This window comes from Micromonospora zamorensis (genome assembly GCF_900090275.1).
GTDB lineage: Bacteria > Actinomycetota > Actinomycetes > Mycobacteriales > Micromonosporaceae > Micromonospora > Micromonospora zamorensis.
In genome coordinates this window covers 918438-935961 of the sequence record NZ_LT607755.1, presented here as the reverse complement: position 1 = coordinate 935961, position 17524 = coordinate 918438, and the positions used below count along the sequence as shown (strand labels likewise).

Sequence of the window (17524 nt, the reverse complement as noted above, 5' to 3'; positions counted from 1 at the left end):
GGGGGCGTACGTATCGCTGCCCCGATCGGTTCAATCAAAGAACGTGAAATTGACCACTGTTACTACTTCAACCTTGACAGCCCACTTCCCGTACCTATGGGTGAACTGCCAAGAATGAGGAGGGCACGTGGCACAGATGAAGCGGACCGTCATCGTCGCGAGCGCGATGGTCGCACTAACGGCCTGCGCTCCCGCAGGTTACGACGGGGCGAACTCGAGCGCGGCCGAGCCGGTCGCCGTCGCCGCGGCCGAGCCCACCGCGTCGGTTGTACCCGAGGCTTCGGCGTCCGCGGAGGCGCCCGCCGCCGACGCGCCGCCCGCGAACGTGGACCTGACCGAGAAGTTGGTCGGCAAGAGCGTCGCCCGGATGGGCAAGGTGGTCACCGACCAGGACGGTTGGATCCTGTACCGCTTCGACAAGGACACCGCCGACCCGCCGTCGTCGAACTGCGTCGACAAGTGCGCCGAGGTGTGGCCCCCGGCGCTGACCGACGGCAACCCGCAGCTCACCGGCGTCTCCGACGACAAGGTCAGCAGCGTGACCCGCCAGGACGGCACCCGTCAGCTCACCGTCGGCGGCTGGCCCGTGTACCGCTACATCGGCGACAAGAAGCCCGGCCAGTGGAAGGGCCAGGCCGTTGGTGGCACCTGGTTCGTGGTCCAGCCGGACGGCAAGAAGAACCTCAGCTGCCTGCCCACCTCCACGCCGAAGGCGGTCGCACCGCCGGCGGACAGCGGCTCGAACGACGCCGGAGGCTCGGGCTACTCGTACTGAGCCAGGCACACCACCAGGACGCGGTGGTCGGTCGTCGCCGGGGAGGGCGCGGCCGGCCACCAGTTGTACGGGCGGGACGTCGGCACACCGGTGGTGCCGACGTCCCGCCCGTACGTGGCAGAGTTGGCGGCGTGACCGACACCGAACCCGCCGCGAGCAGGGTGTTGCGCCCTCCGGTCGGTTATCGGCTGGCGGCTTCTGTGCGCGCACTCACCTTCAGCCCGTACGACCCGTGCGCGCGGGTCGCCGCCGGCACCTTCTGGTGGGCCACCCGCACCCCGGACGGCCCGGCCACCCTGGCCCTGCGCGCCGCCGGCGGCGAGTTGCTCGCGGAGGGCTACGGGCCGGGCGCCGAGCACGTCCTCGCCCGCGCCGACGCGATCGCCGGGCTGCGCGACGACCTGACCGGCTTCACCGAACTGGCAGCGGCGCACCCGCTGGTCGCCCGGCTGGCCCGGGAGCACCGGGGCCTCCGGATGCCCGCCACCGGGGAGGTCTTCCCCCGACTCCTGCGCGCGGTCTTCGAGCAGAAGGTCACCGGCAAGGAGGCCTACCGGGCGTACTCGGCGATGGTGCGGCACTTCCGGGAGCCGGCTCCCGGCCCGTTGCAGCCGCTGCTCCTGCCGCCCGAGGCCGCCACCGTGGCCGCGGCCCCGTACTGGGTGTTCCACCCGTTCGGGGTGGAACAGCGCAGAGCCGACACGCTCCGTCGCGCCGCGGCGCTCGCCGACCGCCTGGAGCGCAGCACAGACGCCGCCGACGCCACCCGCCGGCTGACCGCAATTCCCGGCATCGGGCCGTGGACGGCCGCCGAGGTGGTCCGGATCGCGTACGGGGACCCGGACGCGGTCAGCGTCGGCGACTTCCACATCCCGAACACTGTCGCCTGGGCGCTCGCCGGCGAGCCGAGGGGCGACGATGCCCGGATGTTGGCCCTGCTGGAGCCGTTCCGGGGTCACCGGGGCCGGGTCTGCCTGCTCCTGGAGGCCGCCGGCATCCGCGCGCCGAAGTACGGCCCGCGCGCCCCGATCCGCTCGTTCGCGGGTTACTGAGCCTCGCCGGAGCGACAGTGCCCGGCGCTCAGCGGCTCAGACAGAGCCGCCGCAGGGTACGGCCGAGCCACCAGGCGTAGGTGTGCTGCACCGCCCGGACAGCCGGGCCGCCGGCACAGGTGAACCAGCGGGCCGGGAGGCTGAACGCGCGTACCTCGAACCAGACCGCGCCGTCGTCCTCGCGGCCGACCACGAACGCCTCCTCGCCCCGCTCCGGATGCCCGGTCAGGCTTCCGTAGCCGAAGCCCGCGCGAGTGGGCGACTCCTCGCTCCAGATCACCTGACACGGCCCCCAGATGCGGGCCGGGCCGACGCCCAGGCCGGCGGTGACCAGCACCCCCTCGGTGGCGCGTGCGACGGTGGTCCGCATCCGGACCCCGGCGGCGCGGTGCAGCCGCCAGCTCAGCACCGCCTCGGCCGCGGTGTCGAAGCTGCCCGCCGGCAACGGATACCGGTGGCGCAGGTGGTGGTAGCCGCCGGGCAGCGCCCCGTGCCGGGTCCGCCCCACCTCCGGGTACGTCAGCTCGGCCACCGCTCCCCCTCGTTCTCGGCTGGACACGGGCCAGCGTACGGCCGGCGCGGGCGGGGCCGCCCGCCGAGGACATCGGCGGTCGTGGTGTGCTGCCCCGATGAGCGTCGAGGCGAGCATCGTCCCGGCCGGTGTCGCGGACGTCGGCGAGATCCTCACCGTGCAACGGGCCGCGTACCTGACCGAGGCACAGCACTACGGCGACCCGTTCCTGCCGCCGTTGACCGAGACGCTGGACGAGGTCCGGGCGGTGTTGACCGGCCCGGGCGTCGTCCTCGCAGCCCGGTCGGGGCACCGACTGGTCGGCTCGGTGCGGGCCCACCTGGCCGGGGACACCGCGCACGTCGGGCGACTCTCGGTGGCCCCGGACCAGCAGGGTCGGGGGGTCGGTGGACGGCTGCTCACCGCGATCGAGGTGGCCTGCGCCGGCCGGGTGGCCCTGTTCACCCTGTTCACCGGGGCGGACAGCGCGCGCAACCTGCGGCTGTACGAGCGGCACGGCTACCGGATCGTGGCGCACCGGCCGGACCCGAACGGCATCCGGTTGGCCGTGCTGGAGAAGCCGGTGGTCAGCCCCGCTCACTCCGACGTTTGAGCCCGTCGGCCTCCAGACGCAGGTAGCGCCGGAGCAGGTCGCCGTAGAGCCAGCCAATCACGTCGGCCAGCGGCCCGGACTGGGCGATGGCCAGCTCGACCCGGGTGCGCCCGCCGGGCAGCGGCAGCAGACGATGCTCGCCCCGGGTGCGTACACCGGGGGTCTGGGAGGCCCAGGTGAACTCCCGGCCCTCGGTCAGATCGGTGACCCGCCACACGGCCGGCCGCAGCTTCGGCTGGGTCAACCGGGCCGTCGCGCCGACGGCGAGCGGCCCCGGCTCCCCCCGCTCGGCCCGCGACACCGAGGCCGTCCACTCCGGCCAGCGCGGCACGTCGACCAGCACCGCCCAGACCTGCTCGACGTCGGCGGCGATTTCCGTATCCGCTTCGAACCGCATCGTGTCTCCTCCCGGCGGCGCCGGTCGGCACCGCCGGGGTGCAGACGAGGCCTCCGGGTGGATCGTGACACCCGGGCGCAAGCTCGGTGGGATCAGGCCGCTTCGCGCAGGTCGGCCAGGCTCAGCGGGGTACGCCGGCGCAACAGCTCCTCCAGCTCCGGCACCGAACCGACCTCGCCGAGCACGTCGCGACCGCCGCCGAACCGCTCCGGGTAACGCCGGGTCAGCCGGTAGCGGTAGCGGCCCCGGATCAGCTCGACGCTGACCCGCCACCGCCCACAGCAGTCACAGACCCACTCGGACACCCCGCGAAAGTAGCTCTGACCTGCGGTTATCCGATCCGGTCGGTCGGGACGAGCAGCGCAGCGGCGGACACGCCGCCCCGGCACCGACGGTGATCTGCCTCACGACTGTCGGCACCGTCTGATTGACTGGCGCCGTGGACCTGCCGATCAACCCGCCGGTCGAGCCGATGCTGGCCAAGAGCGTGCCCAAGCTGCCCACCACCCCAGGCCTCACCTACGAGCCCAAGTGGGACGGGTTCCGGTGCATCGTGTTCCGCGACGGCGACGAGGTCGAGCTGTCCAGCCGGGGCGGCAAGTCGATGACCCGCTACTTCCCCGAGGTGGTCGAGCAGGCCCGTCGACAGCTACCCGAGCGGTGCGCGGTCGACGGCGAGCTGATCGTGATCCGGCGCGACGGGCCGAGCGGCCAGCCCCGGCTGGATTTCGAGCTGCTGGCCCAGCGCGTCCACCCGGCCGCGTCCCGGGTGAAGATGCTGGCCGAGACCACTCCGGCCGACTTCGTCGCGTTCGACCTGCTGGCGATCGGCGACGAGGCACTGCTCGACCAGCCCTACCCGCGCCGCCGCGAACGGTTGGTCGAGGCGCTGGCCGGGGTGCGTCCGCCGGTGCACGTCACCCAGGTCACCACCGATCCGGACACTGCCCGTCGCTGGTTCGACGTGTTCGAGGGCGCCGGGTTGGACGGGCTGATCGTCAAGCCGGCCGACCTTCCGTACGAGCCGGGCAAACGGCTGATGTTCAAGGTCAAGCACGCCCGCACCGCGGACGCCGTGGTGGCCGGGTTCCGCTGGCACAAGTCCGGCCCGGTGGTTGGCTCGCTGCTGCTCGGCCTGTACGACGACTCCGGGGTCCTGCACCACGTTGGCGTGAGCGCGTCGTTCAGCATGGCCCGCCGCGCCGAGCTGCTCGACGAGCTGGCGCCCTACCGGGACACCGGAGGCGAGCACCCGTGGGTGCACGGCGACCACGAACGCGGCCAACGCATCCCCGGCGGGGTGAGCCGGTGGACGGGCACGAAGAACCTGGAGTGGGAGCCGGTGCGCCCGGAGCTGGTGGTCGAGGTGGGCTACGACGCGATGGAGGGCGAGCGGTTCCGGCACACCGCCCAGTTCGTCCGCTGGCGCCCGGACCGCGACCCCCGCTCCTGCCGCTACGACCAGCTCGACCGCCCGATCCGCTTCGATGTGGACCAGGTGCTGCGCGGCGACCCGACGGCCACCGTGGACCGAGCCGCCACCGGCCCGGCGTAACCTGGCCGTCGACCCGATCCCGGAGGACCACGTGACCCGCACCGACCGTCAGCCCCGGATGGCGACCACTCGCCGGGTCCGTCGGCACCTGGCCGCCTTCGTGGCGGCCGCGCTGCTCACCGCCGGCTGCACGCTGCCGGCGTTCGCGCCGCGCACCGAGGTGGAGGGTGCCGCCGCGCCGACCGGGAGCGCCCCGACGTGGCGGCCCTGCCCGGAGGTGCCCGACGAACTGGTCGGGCGTGGCGCACCGGACATGCGGTACGAGTGCGCGCGCATCGCGGTGCCCCGCGACTGGGGCACCGGGGCCGGAGCGAGCACCGGCCCGGGCGCCGGGGAGACGTTCGAGATCGCCCTGCTGCGCGCCCGGTCCACCAAGCAGCGCGACCGGGTCGGCTCGTTGGTGGTCAACCCGGGTGGCCCGGGCGGCTCCGGCGTCGACACTGCCGTCTACCTCTCCTTCGGCACCCAGTTCGGCGGGCTGCCCGCCTCCATCACGGAGCGTTTCGACATCGTCGGCTTCGACCCGCGTGGCGTCTCCCGGTCCAGCCCGGTGAAGTGCATCTCCGACGCCGACCTGGACGCCAGCTTCGGCTTCGACCCCGACCCGACGAGCCAGTCGGCGTTCGACGGCTTCGTCGGCCTGAGTCAGCGGATCGGGCGCGGCTGCGGCGACCGCTACGGCGACCAGTTGCCGCTGTACGGCACCGAGCAGGCCGCCCGCGACATGGACGCGGTACGCGCCGCAGTGGGCGACGACAAGCTCACCTACCTCGGCTACTCCTACGGCACCCTGCTCGGCGCCACGTACGCCCAGCTCTACCCGCAGCGGGTGCGGGCGCTGGTGCTCGACGGCGCTGTCGACCCGCAGCAGCGGCTGGTGGAGGGTTCGGAGAGCCAGGCCCGCGGCTTCGAGCGGGCCTTCACCAACTTCACCCGCTGGTGCGCGGCGAACGCCGGCCGCTGCCCGATCGCCCCGGACGCACGCGCCGCTGTCACCTCGGCCATCGACAAGGCCAAGGTCTCACCGGCACGCGGCGCCGACGGCCGGGAGGCCACCGCCGGCTGGGTGTTCTACGCGGTCATCTCGTCGCTCTACACCGAATCCGGCTGGCAGGAGCTGGCCCAGGCGATCGACCGGCTGGGCGAGGGTGACCCGAAGGACGTGTTCCGGCTCGCCGACGCGTACGCCGGCCGGGCCGACGACGGGCACTACTCGAACCTGTTCGACGCCAACCTGGCCATCAACTGCGCCGACGAGACAGAGAAGCCGAGCCGGGAGCAGATCCGGCAGTTGCAGTCGGAGTGGCGCGGCAAATACCCGCTGTTCGGGCCGGCGCTGGCGGTCGGCATGCTGAGCTGCGTGGAGTGGCCGGGCGGGCGTGACCCCTACCCGACCGGGAAAGCCAACGGCGCGCCGCCGATCGTGGTGGTCGGCACCACCGGCGACCCCGCGACACCGTACGAGCAGACGCCCCGGCTCGCCTCGATGCTGGGCGTCGGCCGGGTGCTCACCTGGGAGGGTGAGGGGCACACCGCCTACCCGCAGACGTCCTGCATCACCGACGCGGTCGACGCGTACCTGATCGAGCTGACCGTCCCCCGCGAGGGCCTGCGCTGCCCTGCCCGTTGACCGGCTGGACCGGCGGCAGCGGTGGCACCTCGATTCCCTGCCGGGCGGCCAACTCCTCCAGCAGCGCCCGCATCCGGCGCACGTCGGTCTTGAGCTGCTCCTGCTCCTCGTGCACGAACGCGTCGTCGTCGACGATGAGCCGGCTCGCGAAGTGCGCGGTGATCAGCGGGATGACCAGCAGCACCATGGTCGAGATGAGCAGCGCGGCGAGCGTACGACCCGCCCAGGTGGTCGGCGAGATGTCGCCGTACCCGACGGTCGAGGCGGTGACCACCGCCCACCAGACGGCGTCCGCCGGGCTGCGGTGCTCGACCTCCCCGTAGATGACCCCGGCCACGACGATCATCAGCAGGTACGAGGTGATCAGCGTGCGGGGTGAGTTCGCGAACCACACCAACGCCCGGTAGATCCACCGGAACGGCAGCAGCAAGACTTCCATGCCGCTCATGCTGCCCCGTGGTGGCAACCGCCGCCGACCCATCCGTCGACGTCGCTGTGCCAGGCTCATCGGCATGACCGACGTGACCTACCGGGAGGCGGTCCGGGGCGACCTGCCCGCCGTCATCGCCCTGCTCGCCGACGACGTCCTGGGCAAGGCCCGCGACTTCACCGAGGTCGACGAGGCCTACGAGAGGGCGTTCGCGGACATCAGCGCGGACCCGCGCAACCAGCTCATCGTGGCCGAGCAGGACACCGAGCTGGTCGGCTGCCTCCAGATCACCTACATCCCCGGGCTGGGCCGGCACGGTGCCGAGCGGTCGCTGATCGAGTCGGTCCGGGTCCGCTCCGACCGGCGCGGCCAGGGGTTGGGCCGGGAGCTGATGACCTGGGCGGTCGACCAGGCCCGGCAGCGGGGTTGCGCGCTGGTGCAGCTCACCACCGACAAGACCCGCGAGGACGCGCACCGCTTCTATCTGAGCCTCGGCTTCGTGGCCAGCCACGAGGGCATGAAGCTCGCGCTCTGACCCGGCGTCGCGTTCACCCGGCGGGGCAGTGGGAGTCGCCCCGACCGGGTTACGTTCGCTGCCATGAGCAGGCCGACGATTCCCGGCGCCGCAGCATCGCGCCCGGCATGGCGGCGGACTGGCTCGGCGCTGTTGGCGGTCGGCGTCCTCCTGGTCGTCGTCGCGTTCTGCCTGCCCGCGTGGCACCGCGTCTACCCGGATCGGACGGAGACCACTCCGGGTTCGACGATGCTCGGCTGGGCGCTACCGTTCGCGGTGATCGCCGCCATGTTCGCGGTGCTGTCGCTCGCCAACACCGGCCCGGCCCGCTGGGTCTGGCGGCAAGCCAGCCTGGGAATGCTCATCTCCAACGTGCTCGCCTGCGGCAGCCTCACCGGGGCGTACTGGTATTTCGAGGCCGAAGACCCCTACGTCAAACACGAGTTGATCTCGACCAGGCCGGGCGCCGGTCTTCTCCTCGCCCTGCTGGGCTACCTGCTGATCCCGCTCGCCGGGTCCCTTCCTGACGGCCAGAGACGCGCCGACCGGCCCGAGCACGACCGGCCCGACCGGACGCAGTAGGGAACGCCCTCGCCCTACCGCCGTACCAACGCGCCAAAGCGCCGCACCGCGACGGCGTGGGCCAACGTCGGGCCACTATCCGGCAGCGTCAGCTGTCGACCAGGCGACCGTCGCGCAGCACGAGCACCCGGTCGGCGAGGTCGATCAGTGCCGGGTCGTGCGTCGCCACCAGGGCCGTCATGCCACGGGCGTGCACCACCGCGCGCAGCAGATCCATGATGGAGCGTCCGGTTTCCGAGTCGAGCTGACCGGTGGGTTCGTCGGCGATGAGCAGGTCCGGCTCGTTGGCCAGCGCGCGCGCCACCGCGACCCGCTGCTGCTGCCCACCGGAGAGCTCGTAGGGACGCTGCGCGGCGTGCCCACCGAGGCCGACCAGCTCCAGCAGCACCGCGACCCGCTGCTCCCGTTCCGCGGCCGGCACCTGCGCCAGCCGCAACGGCACTCCGACGTTCTCGGCGGCGGAGAGGATCGGCACCAGCCCGAAGGTCTGGAACACGAACCCGACGGTGCCCCGGCGCAGCCGCAACAGCTCCGCCTCTCCCGCCGAGGTGACCTCGTGCCCGGCCACCACCACCTGACCACTGTCCGGCCGGTCCAGCCCGCCGATCACGTTCAGCAGGGTGGTCTTACCGGCTCCGGACCGGCCCCGGATGGCGACCAGTTCGCCCCGGTTGGCCGTGAACGAGACGCCCTGCACGGCATGGACGGCGTGCTCGCCCCGGCCGAAGGTCCGGCTGACGTCACTGACCCGCACCACCTCTGCGGGGTGCGCCGAGGGCACACCGCCGAACCCGGCCGCGCCGGTCACCACCATGTCCTGCTGGCTCATGCCCGTGCCCCCCGCTCGTCCGAGGCCCGGTCACCGGGCCGTACCTGCACATGGTCCGGCTCCAGGTCGAGCCGGACCCGTTCCTTCAGCGCGAGCGCGTCGACGAACGCGGCCGGTAGCTGCATCCGGCCGTTCCGGTCCAGCACCGCGTACTCCTCGCTGACCAGCTCTGTGTTGCCGTCCGCGCCGACCCGAGCGGTGCGGCGTACCTCGGAGGCGGTCCGACCGTCGCGGATCGCGACGGTCCGGCGGACCTGCGTGGCCACGGCGTGGTCGTGGGTGACGACCACGATGGTCACGCCCAGCTCGGCGTTGATGGTGCGCAGCGCCGCGAAGACCTCCGCGCCGGTCGCCTCGTCCAGTTCGCCGGTCGGCTCGTCGGCGAAGAGCACCTCCGGGTCGTTGGCCACGGCCACCGCGACCGCACACCGCTGCTGCTCACCGCCGCTGAGCTGCCCCGGCCGCCGGTCGGCGCAGTAGCCCACGCCGACCATGTCGAGCAGTTCCCGGGCTCGCTGCCGACGGGCCTTGCCGCTGAGTTTGCCGGCCAACTGCATCGGCAACTCGACGTTCTCCAGCGCGCTCAGATACGGCAGGAGGTTGCGGCCGGTCTGTTGCCAGACGAACCCGACCAGCTCCCGCCGGTAGCTCAGCCGACGCTTCGCGGAGAGCGAGAGCAGGTCGTAGTCGGCCACCCGGGCGATGCCGGCGGTCGGCGTGTCCAGGCCGGAGAGGATGTTGAGCAGGGTCGACTTGCCCGAGCCGGAGGCGCCGACGATCGCGACCAGCTCACCCCGGTCGATGACCAGGTCGAGCCCCTGCAGGGCGACCACCTCCACCCCCTCGGTCTTGAAGATGCGCACCAGGCCGTCGCAGACGATGTGCCCGCGCAGGCGGTCCTGCCCGCCGGCCCGCTCGGCGGCGCGTTGCGCTGCCCGCTGTTGCAGGGCGGCCAGGTCCGGCACCAGTGGAGTCTGGGCGGTAGCGGTCATCTCAGCTCTCCTCTCCGAGCCGAAGCACCTCACCGAGGCGCAACCGGCGGTTGTTCAGGGCCTCGACGGCGACCGCGAAGCCGAGGGCGACCGCCCCGAGCGCGAGCACCGCGGCGACCAGGCTGGGCTCGAAAGCCACCTGGACCGGCACACCACTGGTGAACGCGGACAGGCCGAGCACCGGATTGAGCAGCAGGGGCAGCACCGCACCGACCAGCGCACCGGTCAGCACCGACACCGCGACCAGCGGGGTCAACTCGACCAGCAGCAGCCCTCGCCACTGCCGGCGGGACAGGCCGAGGGTACGCAGCCGGGACAGCACCTGACCCCGGGCACGCGCCCCGGCCAGCACGGTGAACGCGATGGCCAGCAGCCCGAGCACGGTGCCGCCGACGGCGCCGGCCACGAACCCGAAGGCCAGCACCCCGTTCGCACCGCCGTCGCCGAGTTCCCGGCGGACGTCCGCGCGGGTGTCGACAGTGACCCCGAGTGGGCGGTCCCGACCGGTGACCGCTCCGTCGCGTTGGTAGCGTGCCTGCCCCTGGTCACCGGCGACGCGCAGCGCCTCGGCGTCCAGCGGGTCCCCGGCGACCAGCAGGCTGGTCGGCACGGGTGTGGTGGTGCGTTCCGGCAGCGCCTGCCAGGGCAGGATCACGAACCGGCTGGTGTTCGCCGACAACAGCGGGAAACCCTCCTGGGTGTCGGCCACCCGGAACTCGTACCGCTGGCCCTGCACCGAGATGAAGGCCGAGTCGTTCAGCCCGGCCTTGGCCAGGTCGGCGGCGACCGCCGGGGAGACGATCGCCGGCAGCGGACCCTCCCCCGGCCGGGCGGCGAGCAGCGCGGGCGGCACCGACAGGTCGACCTCGGATTCACGGGCCACCGCATCCAGCCCCGAGCCGTCGACCAGGAGCACGTCCGTCGGCGCGACCCACGCGTCGGTGCCGATCTCGTCGACCGCCAGCCGCTCGTCCGCCTGGTACAGCACCCGGGTGACGGCCCGAACCCCCGGCAGACGACCCAACTCGTCGATGGTGTCGGGCGCGAACCGCTCCCCGCGGATCACCGCGTCGGCGGGCACGATCTGCTCGGCGGCCCGTTCCCGGCTCGCGTCGACGCCGGCGGCGACGACCGCGCAGAACGCCGCGGTGCCGATCGCCAGCACCACGACGACCAGCGGGGTGGCGACGGCGGACCGGCCGGCCCGCGCCGTGCCGAGGAAGGCCACGCTGCCCCGGGTCCGCGCGGCAAGCCGGCTGACCAGCAACAACGGCCAGGGGTACGCCCGCAGCGCGAGCACTGCCGCCGCTACCGCGAGCAGCACCGGCACCGACACGAGCAGCGGGTCCACCTCGCCGAGGGTGAGGCCACGTCGGCGCAGCAGCACCGCGGCGAACCCGGCCAGCAGCAGCAGGGAGACCTCGACGGTGAGCCGGCGGGCCGAGGGGCGCACCCGGATCAGGTCACGGCGGGCCGCCGCACCGCCCGGTACGGCCAGCGTCGCCAACGGCAGCGCGAGCGTGACCAGGACGGTCGCCGCGATGACGTACGGCGTGGTCGGGTCCGGCTCGCCGGGGAACAGGGTGCCGAGCCACCAGCCCAGCGCGGCGGCGACCGGCACCACCAGCAGCGATTCGGCGAGGCTGCGCCGAGCACCGGCGGTGGCCGCGCCACCACGGGCCCGCAGCAGCACGAACTCCGAACGGCGCCGTCGGGTGGCGAGGCTGGCCGCGAGCACGATGAGCCCGGCCAGAGTGGCCAGTACCCCCGCGGCGATCACCGCGAGCAGGGTCCGGGCGGCATCGACCTGGGCGGCGAACGCGCGCAACGGGACGTCGACGCCCTGGGTCAACGTGAGGTCCTGCGGCCGGGTGCGCTGCATCGTCTGCAGACCGTCGATCAACTGGTCCAGCTCGCGTGCGTCGATCCGGTCGGCGCCCAGGCGGTATCGCCAGTTGTACTGGACCGGCCAGCCCGCCGCGGCCCGCTTGTTGAGGGCCGACTGGGCGACCACGCCGACGATGACTTTCGACTGGGCGTCGCCGGGCGGTTCGATGATCCGCAGCAGCTGTGGCAGCCCGTCCCAGATCCCATTCGCGGGGTCGACGGGGCGGAACAACCCGGACACCACCACCGGGGCAGCGTCGGAGAGTTTGCCCTTGTCATCGGCGTTGCCGATGCGCAGTTGGCTGCCGGCGCGCAGGTTGAGTTTGCCGGCCACGTCGGCGTCGAGCGCCACCTCGATCGGCCGCTCGGGAATGTAGGTCTCGCTCGGCCACGCCCCCTCGACGAGGGTGCTCGCGTCCTGGATGCCGGGCACAGCCCGTAGGCCCAGGTCGACCCGCAGGTTGCGAGCCGCGAGATCCGGCCCGACCACTCGGGCCGCCTGGGAATCCACGTTGTACCACCGCTCGGTCACCGCCGACCGCACCTGCGACGGCATCTCGGCGGCCAGGCGGTCGAACCGCTCGGTGGCGCCGCCCATCGCCGTGTTCCTGGAGGTCGCGGTCACCACCCCGGTGGTGTACGAGATGTCCCGGCGGGCGGCTGGCTCACTGCTCAGCTGCGCCCGCAGGCCCTGTTCGGCGAGCCGGTTGACCAACCGGGGCACCCCACTGATCAGCAGCGTGACCACCAGGGTCAGCACCGCCAGCAGCAGGAACTGCCCTCCGTACGCCCGGACCCGCCGGACGGCCGCGCCGACGCTCATCGTTCTCCCCCGATTCGCAGCTGCACCGCCGCCACCCGCTGACGGATGCCGGTGGCGATGAACGCGCTGAAGGCGAGCGCCGCCAGCAGCAGGCCGACCGCGGTCAGGCCGATCGGCACCCAGGGCAGCGCGAACGTCGCCGGAGGGATCGGCCGATCGGCGGCCGAGGTGAGGATGACCAGTGGCGCCATGGTGGCGCCGACTCCGGCACCGAGTAACAACCCGACCCCCACGCCGATGCCGGCGAGGAACGTCTGTTCGGCCAGCAACGCCCGGGCCAGGAGCCCAGGCGTGGCGCCGAGGGTGTGCAGCACCGCGAACTCGCCGAGCCGGTGTCGCGCGGTGGCCCAGACATCCACCATCAGGCCGACGAGGGCGAGCAGCACCGCGCCGAGCGCGGCGGCGAGCATTCCGGTACGCGAGCCCTGCCAGTACGGGTCGTCGGCGGCCGACTCGTACACCGCTTCCCGGTTGAGCACCGTGACGCCCGACAGCTCGCCGGCCGCCTGGGCGGCGGCCGTCGCGTCGTCGGCGCCGATCCACCACTCCGGTACGGGTCGCATCGTGCCATTGCCCCGGACCAGCATGTCGACGGCTGCGGGCAGGTCCAGCAGCACGCCTTCCCCGGTGGTGGTCGGCACCGCACTCAGCTCGCCCACCAGTTGGACCGGCAGCGTCGCCCCGGCGAGCGTCAGGTCGACGGTGTCGCCGACGCGCAGGCTCAGCGCCTCACGCACCCCGGGGGTCATCAGCACCGCGATGGGCTCGCTCTCCCCGCCGGGCACGATCGTGAACCGGGTCGGCGGCTGGTACAGGAACTGCCCGCCAGGAATCACGTCCACCGGGTGCACCGCGGCGAACCCGGTGGGAGTGGTCCGCACCGGCGTGGACTGCTGCTCGCGGGGGGCCGTCATCGTCCAGTTACCGCTCAGCCCCGCGGGCGCTGTGGTGCCGTCGGCGTTGACCACCGTCAGCCCGTCGAGCTGGAGTCGGTAGGCGTTGCCGGCCGCCAACCCACCGTCAGCTTCGAATCCGGTCAGCCGCAGCCGTGCCCCGCGGGCGTCGGGCAGCTGCACGGTGAACTGGGTGGCCCGGCCGTCGCTGGCGGAGTTGGCCGCGGGCAGCCGCAGGGCGAGACCGTCGGAGCTGGTGACCAGCAGCGTCACCGCGACCTGAACCGGCCGGCTCGCGTTGCTCACCGGGGTACGGACCGTGCCGGTGATCGCGCGCGCGTCGGCGGGCAGCTCGACGCCTGCGAAGGCTCCCCGCGCCTTGACCATCCGCTCGAACTGTGTCGACGCGGTTCCGTCGCTCAGGCGGTCGGCGAGACGGACGACCCCGGCGGCGCTGGCCGCGTCGACACCGATCACGGTCGCCTGGAGGTCCTCCCGGCCGACCCGTATCTCGTCCCGCCACGCCGGGAGCACCCGCTTGACGCTCGGCAGAGCGGCGAGCTGGTCGCCCCGGGTCGGCGGGGCGGCGCCGGTCCGTTCGGTGACCCGCAGGTCGGCGCCGACCGTGTGTCCGGCCTGCTCGACCTGGGACCGCTCCCCGGTGCTGATCAGGGACCAGGCCAGGGTGCTGCCACCGACGGCGAGGGCCAGCAGGAGCACCGGGCCGGCGTGCGGACGCCGACCGGCCTGCCACATACCGAACATGGTGGCCGTCCAGGGCCGCCGGTCGACAAACCGCTCGGCGAACCGGGTGAGCGGCGGAAGCATCCGCAGCGCCAGCACGGCGCCGGCCAGCACGCCGAGCGTCGGGGCGGCGACCAGCAGTGGGTCGATCCCGAGTCGACCGCCGGACCCGGCCAGCGGGGAGGCGTACCGGCGTAGCTGCACCCAGGCGAGCACGGCGAGCGCCACGAGGACCAGGTCGACGCTGGCACGTTGGATGCTCGCCGACCGGTTCGGCCGGGACCGGGCGGCCATGTCGGCCACGTACGTGCCGGCGTTGCGCAGCGTCGGGAGAACCATGGCGACGAGGCAACCGGCCGCGGTGGCCGCCGCTGCCGCCCAGATCAGTGTGGTGTTGCCACCGGCGGTGGAGAGGTCGGCCGACCCGCCGGGTCGGACGAACCGCAGTGCCTCGCCGGCGATCAGCGGACCGAGCACGGCGGCCGGGGCGACCACCAGGGTCGCCTCGCGAGCGGCCAGGCCGGCCAGTTGCCGACGGGCGGCGCCGCGGGCTCGCAGCAGCGCGGTCTGCGGGCGGCGGTCCTCGTGCAGGAGCGCGGCGACCAGCACCAGCGCGTACCCACCGAGCACCAGGATCAGCAACAGCGGGGTGGCCAGCGAGGAACGACCCACCAGGTCGGCGCGGGCGATCCGGTCCAGCAGTGTCTCCATCTTGGTCACCGTCTGCCCGGAACTGCCGAGCTGAGCGGCCTCGGGCACGGCCGAGGTCGCCTCGGTGAGGGCTTTCCGCACGGCGGGCAGATCGGCGGTGTCGACGCCCGCGAGGTCCGGTTCGGCCAGCCAGGACGCCGACACCGACCCCGGCGAGGTGGCGACGAAGTCGACCGGGTCGAGGGTGAACGGCCCGTACGAGGTGCCGGAACCGGCACTGCCCTCCCCCACTCCGGGGGCCAGCAGCCAGTACGCGTCGGTCGGGTCGCGGGGCCGCCAGGTGCCGGCGAGGACCAGCTCACCGCGTCGTTCGGTGGCCCGGTCACGCACCGGGATGCGTTCGCCGACGCTGAGGCCCAGCGTGCCGGCGACCCGCTCCGGCAGGCTCACCTGGACGGGGTTCGCGCCCGGGCTGGGCCAGGCTCCGCTGGTCAGCTCCGCGTGGGCGGCGAGGTCGTCGAGCGTGGCCAGGTTCGCGAAGACCGGTTCGTCGTCCGGACGGGTGACCTGCCCGAGATCGCCGGTCAGCTCCCGGCCGGTGCCGTAGCGGGCGGCGGCGACGCTGACCGGGGCACCGGCGAGCCCGTTGGCGAACTCGGCTCGGACCGCCTGGTCCCGGGTGGCGAACTCGGCCGCGTCACGCCCACCTGAGCCATTGACCAACAGGCCGCGTTCCTCGGCCGGCGAGGCGGCGACCAGGGCACGCTGCCCGGCGTCCACCGCCCGGCGGTTGTAGTCGGACAGCCCGGTAACCAACGCGACGGCGACGAGGGCAGCGATCACCGCGGCAACCAGCAGCCCTCGCGCCTCGCGGGCCCGCCTCCACACCAGCTTCATCCGACGCCTCCCCTGGCCCCGGTGGGCCGACGACCATCAAGACAGGCCACCCCCCGGGAAAGGTTCGCGCCCGTTACATGATCGTTATTACGAGAGGGTCAGCTCACCCCGGCCCGTGCGCCTCGGACGGTCAGCTACCGCCCCGTACGTTGCGGATGCCGAACGCCACCGCGCCGATCACGAGCACGACGCCGAGGAGTTGCAGGCCCGGCGAGTCGTCGGCCTCCCCGTGCACGATGCCGGCGACACCGAGCGCGACGCCGAGGACGGCGACGACGGTCAGGACGTACCTCATGAGGTTTCCTCCTCAACCCACTCGAGCAGGTCTCCGGGCTGGCAGTCGAGCACCCGGCACATCGCTTCCAGGGTGCTGAAGCGGACGGCCTTGGCTCGGCCGTTCTTCAGCACCGCCACGTTGGCCGGAGTGAGCCCGACGCGTTCGGCGAACTCGCCGACGCTCATCTTGCGCTTGGCCAACTCGACGTCGATGCGGACGACGATGGGCATCAGATCACCGCTTCCATGTCGGTCCGCAGCGTGGTCGCCTGCCGCAGCAGCGCACGCATCACCACCATCAGGAGCCCCAGCACGGTGACGCCCACCGTCAGCAGGAACAGCAGCAGCGGCACGCCCGGGTCATCCGCGTTGAAGCCGACGTAGAGGAAGACGCCCACGAGCACAGCCCACCCGGCGCCGATGGCCCACACGATCGCGTCCACCCATTTCAGGGACGCTTCGGTGAAGATGCGGTCGTTCTTGACGAGGCTGAGCAGCTGCCACGTCGCGACGATGACCACCTGCACGCACAGCACCCAGAACACCGTCACGATGGTCGCCGGCCATCGCAGGTAGGCGTCCTCCGGCGACTCCTGGGCCATGTACGCGAACTGCCCCGGCAGCGAGAGGGTCTGGAACACGACCAGCACCCCGAACAGCACCACGAGAAAGACTCTGAGAGCGGCTACCGCTCGATGCTCCGTAACCATGCATCGAGTTTCGCTCGTTACCTATCGAAAGTCAATCGGCGAGTCGGGGGCGCTGTCGGAGCGTTGGAGGGCGACTCACGCGGCAGCGGTCAGCTCCGCAAGGACCGTGTAGAGCCGGGCAGCCGCCGACTGGTCGAACTCCGGTCGCGTGAGAGGGACCGGCGCGCCGCGCCGCAGCGCCGTCAGCCGAGCGGCCGGCGGCTCGGCCAGCAGGGCCGCCAGGAGGGTGGCAGCGTCAGCGGTAGAGGATCCAAAGAGCGCGGCGGACGCCCCTACGAGGGCGCGCATCGGTTGGCGGAGTTGACGGTGCATACCGCTGTCGACGAACAGCGGGTTGTACAGCACGTATCGGATTGGGCTGTTCGGGTTGTGCGCGGCGAAGCCGGCGCCGAGGAGGTCGTTGGCGCGCGCGCCCTGCATCGTCGCCTTCAACATGGTGTATCCGCTGGCCAGCTGCAGATCGTCCCAGTGGATTCGGCCGGCCCGGATTCCGCCGGTGCCGCTGAGGTTGAGGATGACCGGTGTCTGAACACGTTCCAATGCCGGGCGGAGCCGTTCGGCGAGCAGATAGCGACCGAGGACGTAGATCGCGAAGGTCTGCTCGAAGCCCTCACCGGTGACGATCCGCCGCTGGTCGAAACGCCCTGCCGCCAGTACCAACACGTCGATCTTGTCCGGTAACCGGTCTGCCAGTGCGGAGGTCTGCCGGACCGAGGTGAGGTCGGCGTCGGCACTGCCGATCGCGACCACTCGATCTCCGGCT

At 72.7% G+C, this 17524-nt stretch carries 19 protein-coding genes; 7 read left to right on the top strand and 12 right to left on the bottom strand.

All coding sequences use genetic code 11. From position 1 onward, the window contains the following. The first annotated feature begins 127 nt into the window (after window positions 1-127). Together GA0070619_RS04305 and GA0070619_RS04300 are read left to right on the top strand one after the other, a co-directional pair. Window positions 128-775, top strand: coding sequence for a hypothetical protein (locus tag GA0070619_RS04305; protein ID WP_088946860.1), 648 nt, complete (start codon window positions 128-130; stop codon window positions 773-775). Between the two features lie 131 nt (window positions 776-906). Next, complete coding sequence (locus GA0070619_RS04300) at window positions 907-1827, top strand: DNA-3-methyladenine glycosylase family protein (RefSeq protein ID WP_088946859.1); 921 nt, start codon at window positions 907-909, stop codon at window positions 1825-1827. Between the two features lie 28 nt (window positions 1828-1855). Here the strand turns inward: GA0070619_RS04300 and GA0070619_RS04295 are convergent, their stop codons facing one another. Beyond that, window positions 1856-2359, bottom strand: coding sequence for a DUF1990 family protein (locus GA0070619_RS04295; protein WP_172861974.1), 504 nt, complete (start codon window positions 2357-2359; stop codon window positions 1856-1858). Between the two features lie 97 nt (window positions 2360-2456). Between GA0070619_RS04295 and GA0070619_RS04290 the strand changes: the two genes are divergently transcribed. Next, window positions 2457-2951 carry a GNAT family N-acetyltransferase gene (locus tag GA0070619_RS04290; protein ID WP_088946857.1) on the top strand — a complete coding sequence of 165 codons (495 nt, stop codon included), beginning with the start codon at window positions 2457-2459 and terminating at the stop codon, window positions 2949-2951. On the opposite strand, the gene GA0070619_RS04285 is transcribed toward GA0070619_RS04290, so the two are convergent. Together GA0070619_RS04285 and GA0070619_RS04280 are read right to left on the bottom strand one after the other, a co-directional pair. Beyond that, on the bottom strand, window positions 2926-3348 hold the full coding sequence (locus GA0070619_RS04285) for an SRPBCC family protein (RefSeq protein ID WP_088946856.1): 423 nt from the start codon (window positions 3346-3348) through the stop codon (window positions 2926-2928). The two genes, GA0070619_RS04290 and GA0070619_RS04285, sit on opposite strands and share 26 nt — an antisense overlap. Window positions 3349-3440: 92 nt before the next feature. Continuing rightward, window positions 3441-3653 (bottom strand): hypothetical protein, encoded by a 213-nt coding sequence (locus GA0070619_RS04280; RefSeq protein ID WP_088946855.1) that lies wholly within the window; start codon window positions 3651-3653, stop codon window positions 3441-3443. Window positions 3654-3787: 134 nt separating this feature from the next. Here GA0070619_RS04280 and GA0070619_RS04275 point away from each other — a divergent pair, with 134 nt between their 5' ends. Beyond that, a complete protein-coding gene (locus tag GA0070619_RS04275) occupies window positions 3788-4903 on the top strand; it encodes an ATP-dependent DNA ligase (protein ID WP_088946854.1) in 1116 nt (371 codons plus the stop codon). A gap of 58 nt (window positions 4904-4961) precedes the next feature. After that, window positions 4962-6533, top strand: a complete 1572-nt coding sequence (locus GA0070619_RS04270) for an alpha/beta hydrolase (RefSeq protein ID WP_088951543.1) — start codon at window positions 4962-4964, stop codon at window positions 6531-6533. On the opposite strand, the gene GA0070619_RS04265 is transcribed toward GA0070619_RS04270, so the two are convergent. Continuing rightward, window positions 6460-6972, bottom strand: a complete 513-nt coding sequence (locus GA0070619_RS04265; RefSeq protein WP_088951544.1) for a potassium channel family protein — start codon at window positions 6970-6972, stop codon at window positions 6460-6462. The genes GA0070619_RS04270 and GA0070619_RS04265 overlap by 74 nt on opposite strands. A 73-nt stretch (window positions 6973-7045) precedes the next feature. Between GA0070619_RS04265 and GA0070619_RS04260 the strand changes: the two genes are divergently transcribed. Both GA0070619_RS04260 and GA0070619_RS04255 read left to right on the top strand, forming a co-directional pair. After that, the gene (locus tag GA0070619_RS04260) at window positions 7046-7498 is read left to right on the top strand and encodes a GNAT family N-acetyltransferase (RefSeq protein WP_088946853.1); all 453 of its coding nucleotides are present in this window, start codon (window positions 7046-7048) and stop codon (window positions 7496-7498) included. A gap of 63 nt (window positions 7499-7561) precedes the next feature. Continuing rightward, window positions 7562-8059, top strand: a complete 498-nt coding sequence (locus GA0070619_RS04255) for a hypothetical protein (RefSeq protein WP_157743896.1) — start codon at window positions 7562-7564, stop codon at window positions 8057-8059. 88 nt (window positions 8060-8147) lie between these two features. On the opposite strand, the gene GA0070619_RS04250 is transcribed toward GA0070619_RS04255, so the two are convergent. The 8 genes from GA0070619_RS04250 to GA0070619_RS04220 form a co-directional block, all read right to left on the bottom strand. Next, entirely contained in the window at window positions 8148-8873 is a 726-nt protein-coding gene (locus tag GA0070619_RS04250) for an ABC transporter ATP-binding protein (protein WP_088951542.1), read from the bottom strand. 11 nt (window positions 8874-8884) lie between these two features. Further along, complete coding sequence (locus tag GA0070619_RS04245; protein WP_088946851.1) at window positions 8885-9880, bottom strand: ABC transporter ATP-binding protein; 996 nt, start codon at window positions 9878-9880, stop codon at window positions 8885-8887. A 1-nt stretch (window position 9881) separates the two neighbouring features. Beyond that, window positions 9882-12590, bottom strand: a complete 2709-nt coding sequence (locus GA0070619_RS04240; protein ID WP_088946850.1) for an FtsX-like permease family protein — start codon at window positions 12588-12590, stop codon at window positions 9882-9884. Then, the gene (locus GA0070619_RS04235) at window positions 12587-15775 is read right to left on the bottom strand and encodes an ABC transporter permease (RefSeq protein ID WP_088946849.1); all 3189 of its coding nucleotides are present in this window, start codon (window positions 15773-15775) and stop codon (window positions 12587-12589) included. Before GA0070619_RS04235 ends, GA0070619_RS04240 begins: the two co-directional genes overlap by 4 nt. 130 nt (window positions 15776-15905) lie before the next feature. Then, window positions 15906-16070 carry a hypothetical protein gene (locus GA0070619_RS32650; RefSeq protein WP_172861973.1) on the bottom strand — a complete coding sequence of 55 codons (165 nt, stop codon included), beginning with the start codon at window positions 16068-16070 and terminating at the stop codon, window positions 15906-15908. Continuing rightward, a complete protein-coding gene (locus GA0070619_RS04230; protein ID WP_088946848.1) occupies window positions 16067-16282 on the bottom strand; it encodes a helix-turn-helix domain-containing protein in 216 nt (71 codons plus the stop codon). Before GA0070619_RS04230 ends, GA0070619_RS32650 begins: the two co-directional genes overlap by 4 nt. After that, entirely contained in the window at window positions 16282-16716 is a 435-nt protein-coding gene (locus GA0070619_RS04225; RefSeq protein ID WP_231927257.1) for a DUF2975 domain-containing protein, read from the bottom strand. Before GA0070619_RS04225 ends, GA0070619_RS04230 begins: the two co-directional genes overlap by 1 nt. A gap of 120 nt (window positions 16717-16836) precedes the next feature. Then, complete coding sequence (locus tag GA0070619_RS04220; protein WP_088946846.1) at window positions 16837-17511, bottom strand: Rossmann-fold NAD(P)-binding domain-containing protein; 675 nt, start codon at window positions 17509-17511, stop codon at window positions 16837-16839. Window positions 17512-17524 lie beyond the last annotated feature (13 nt).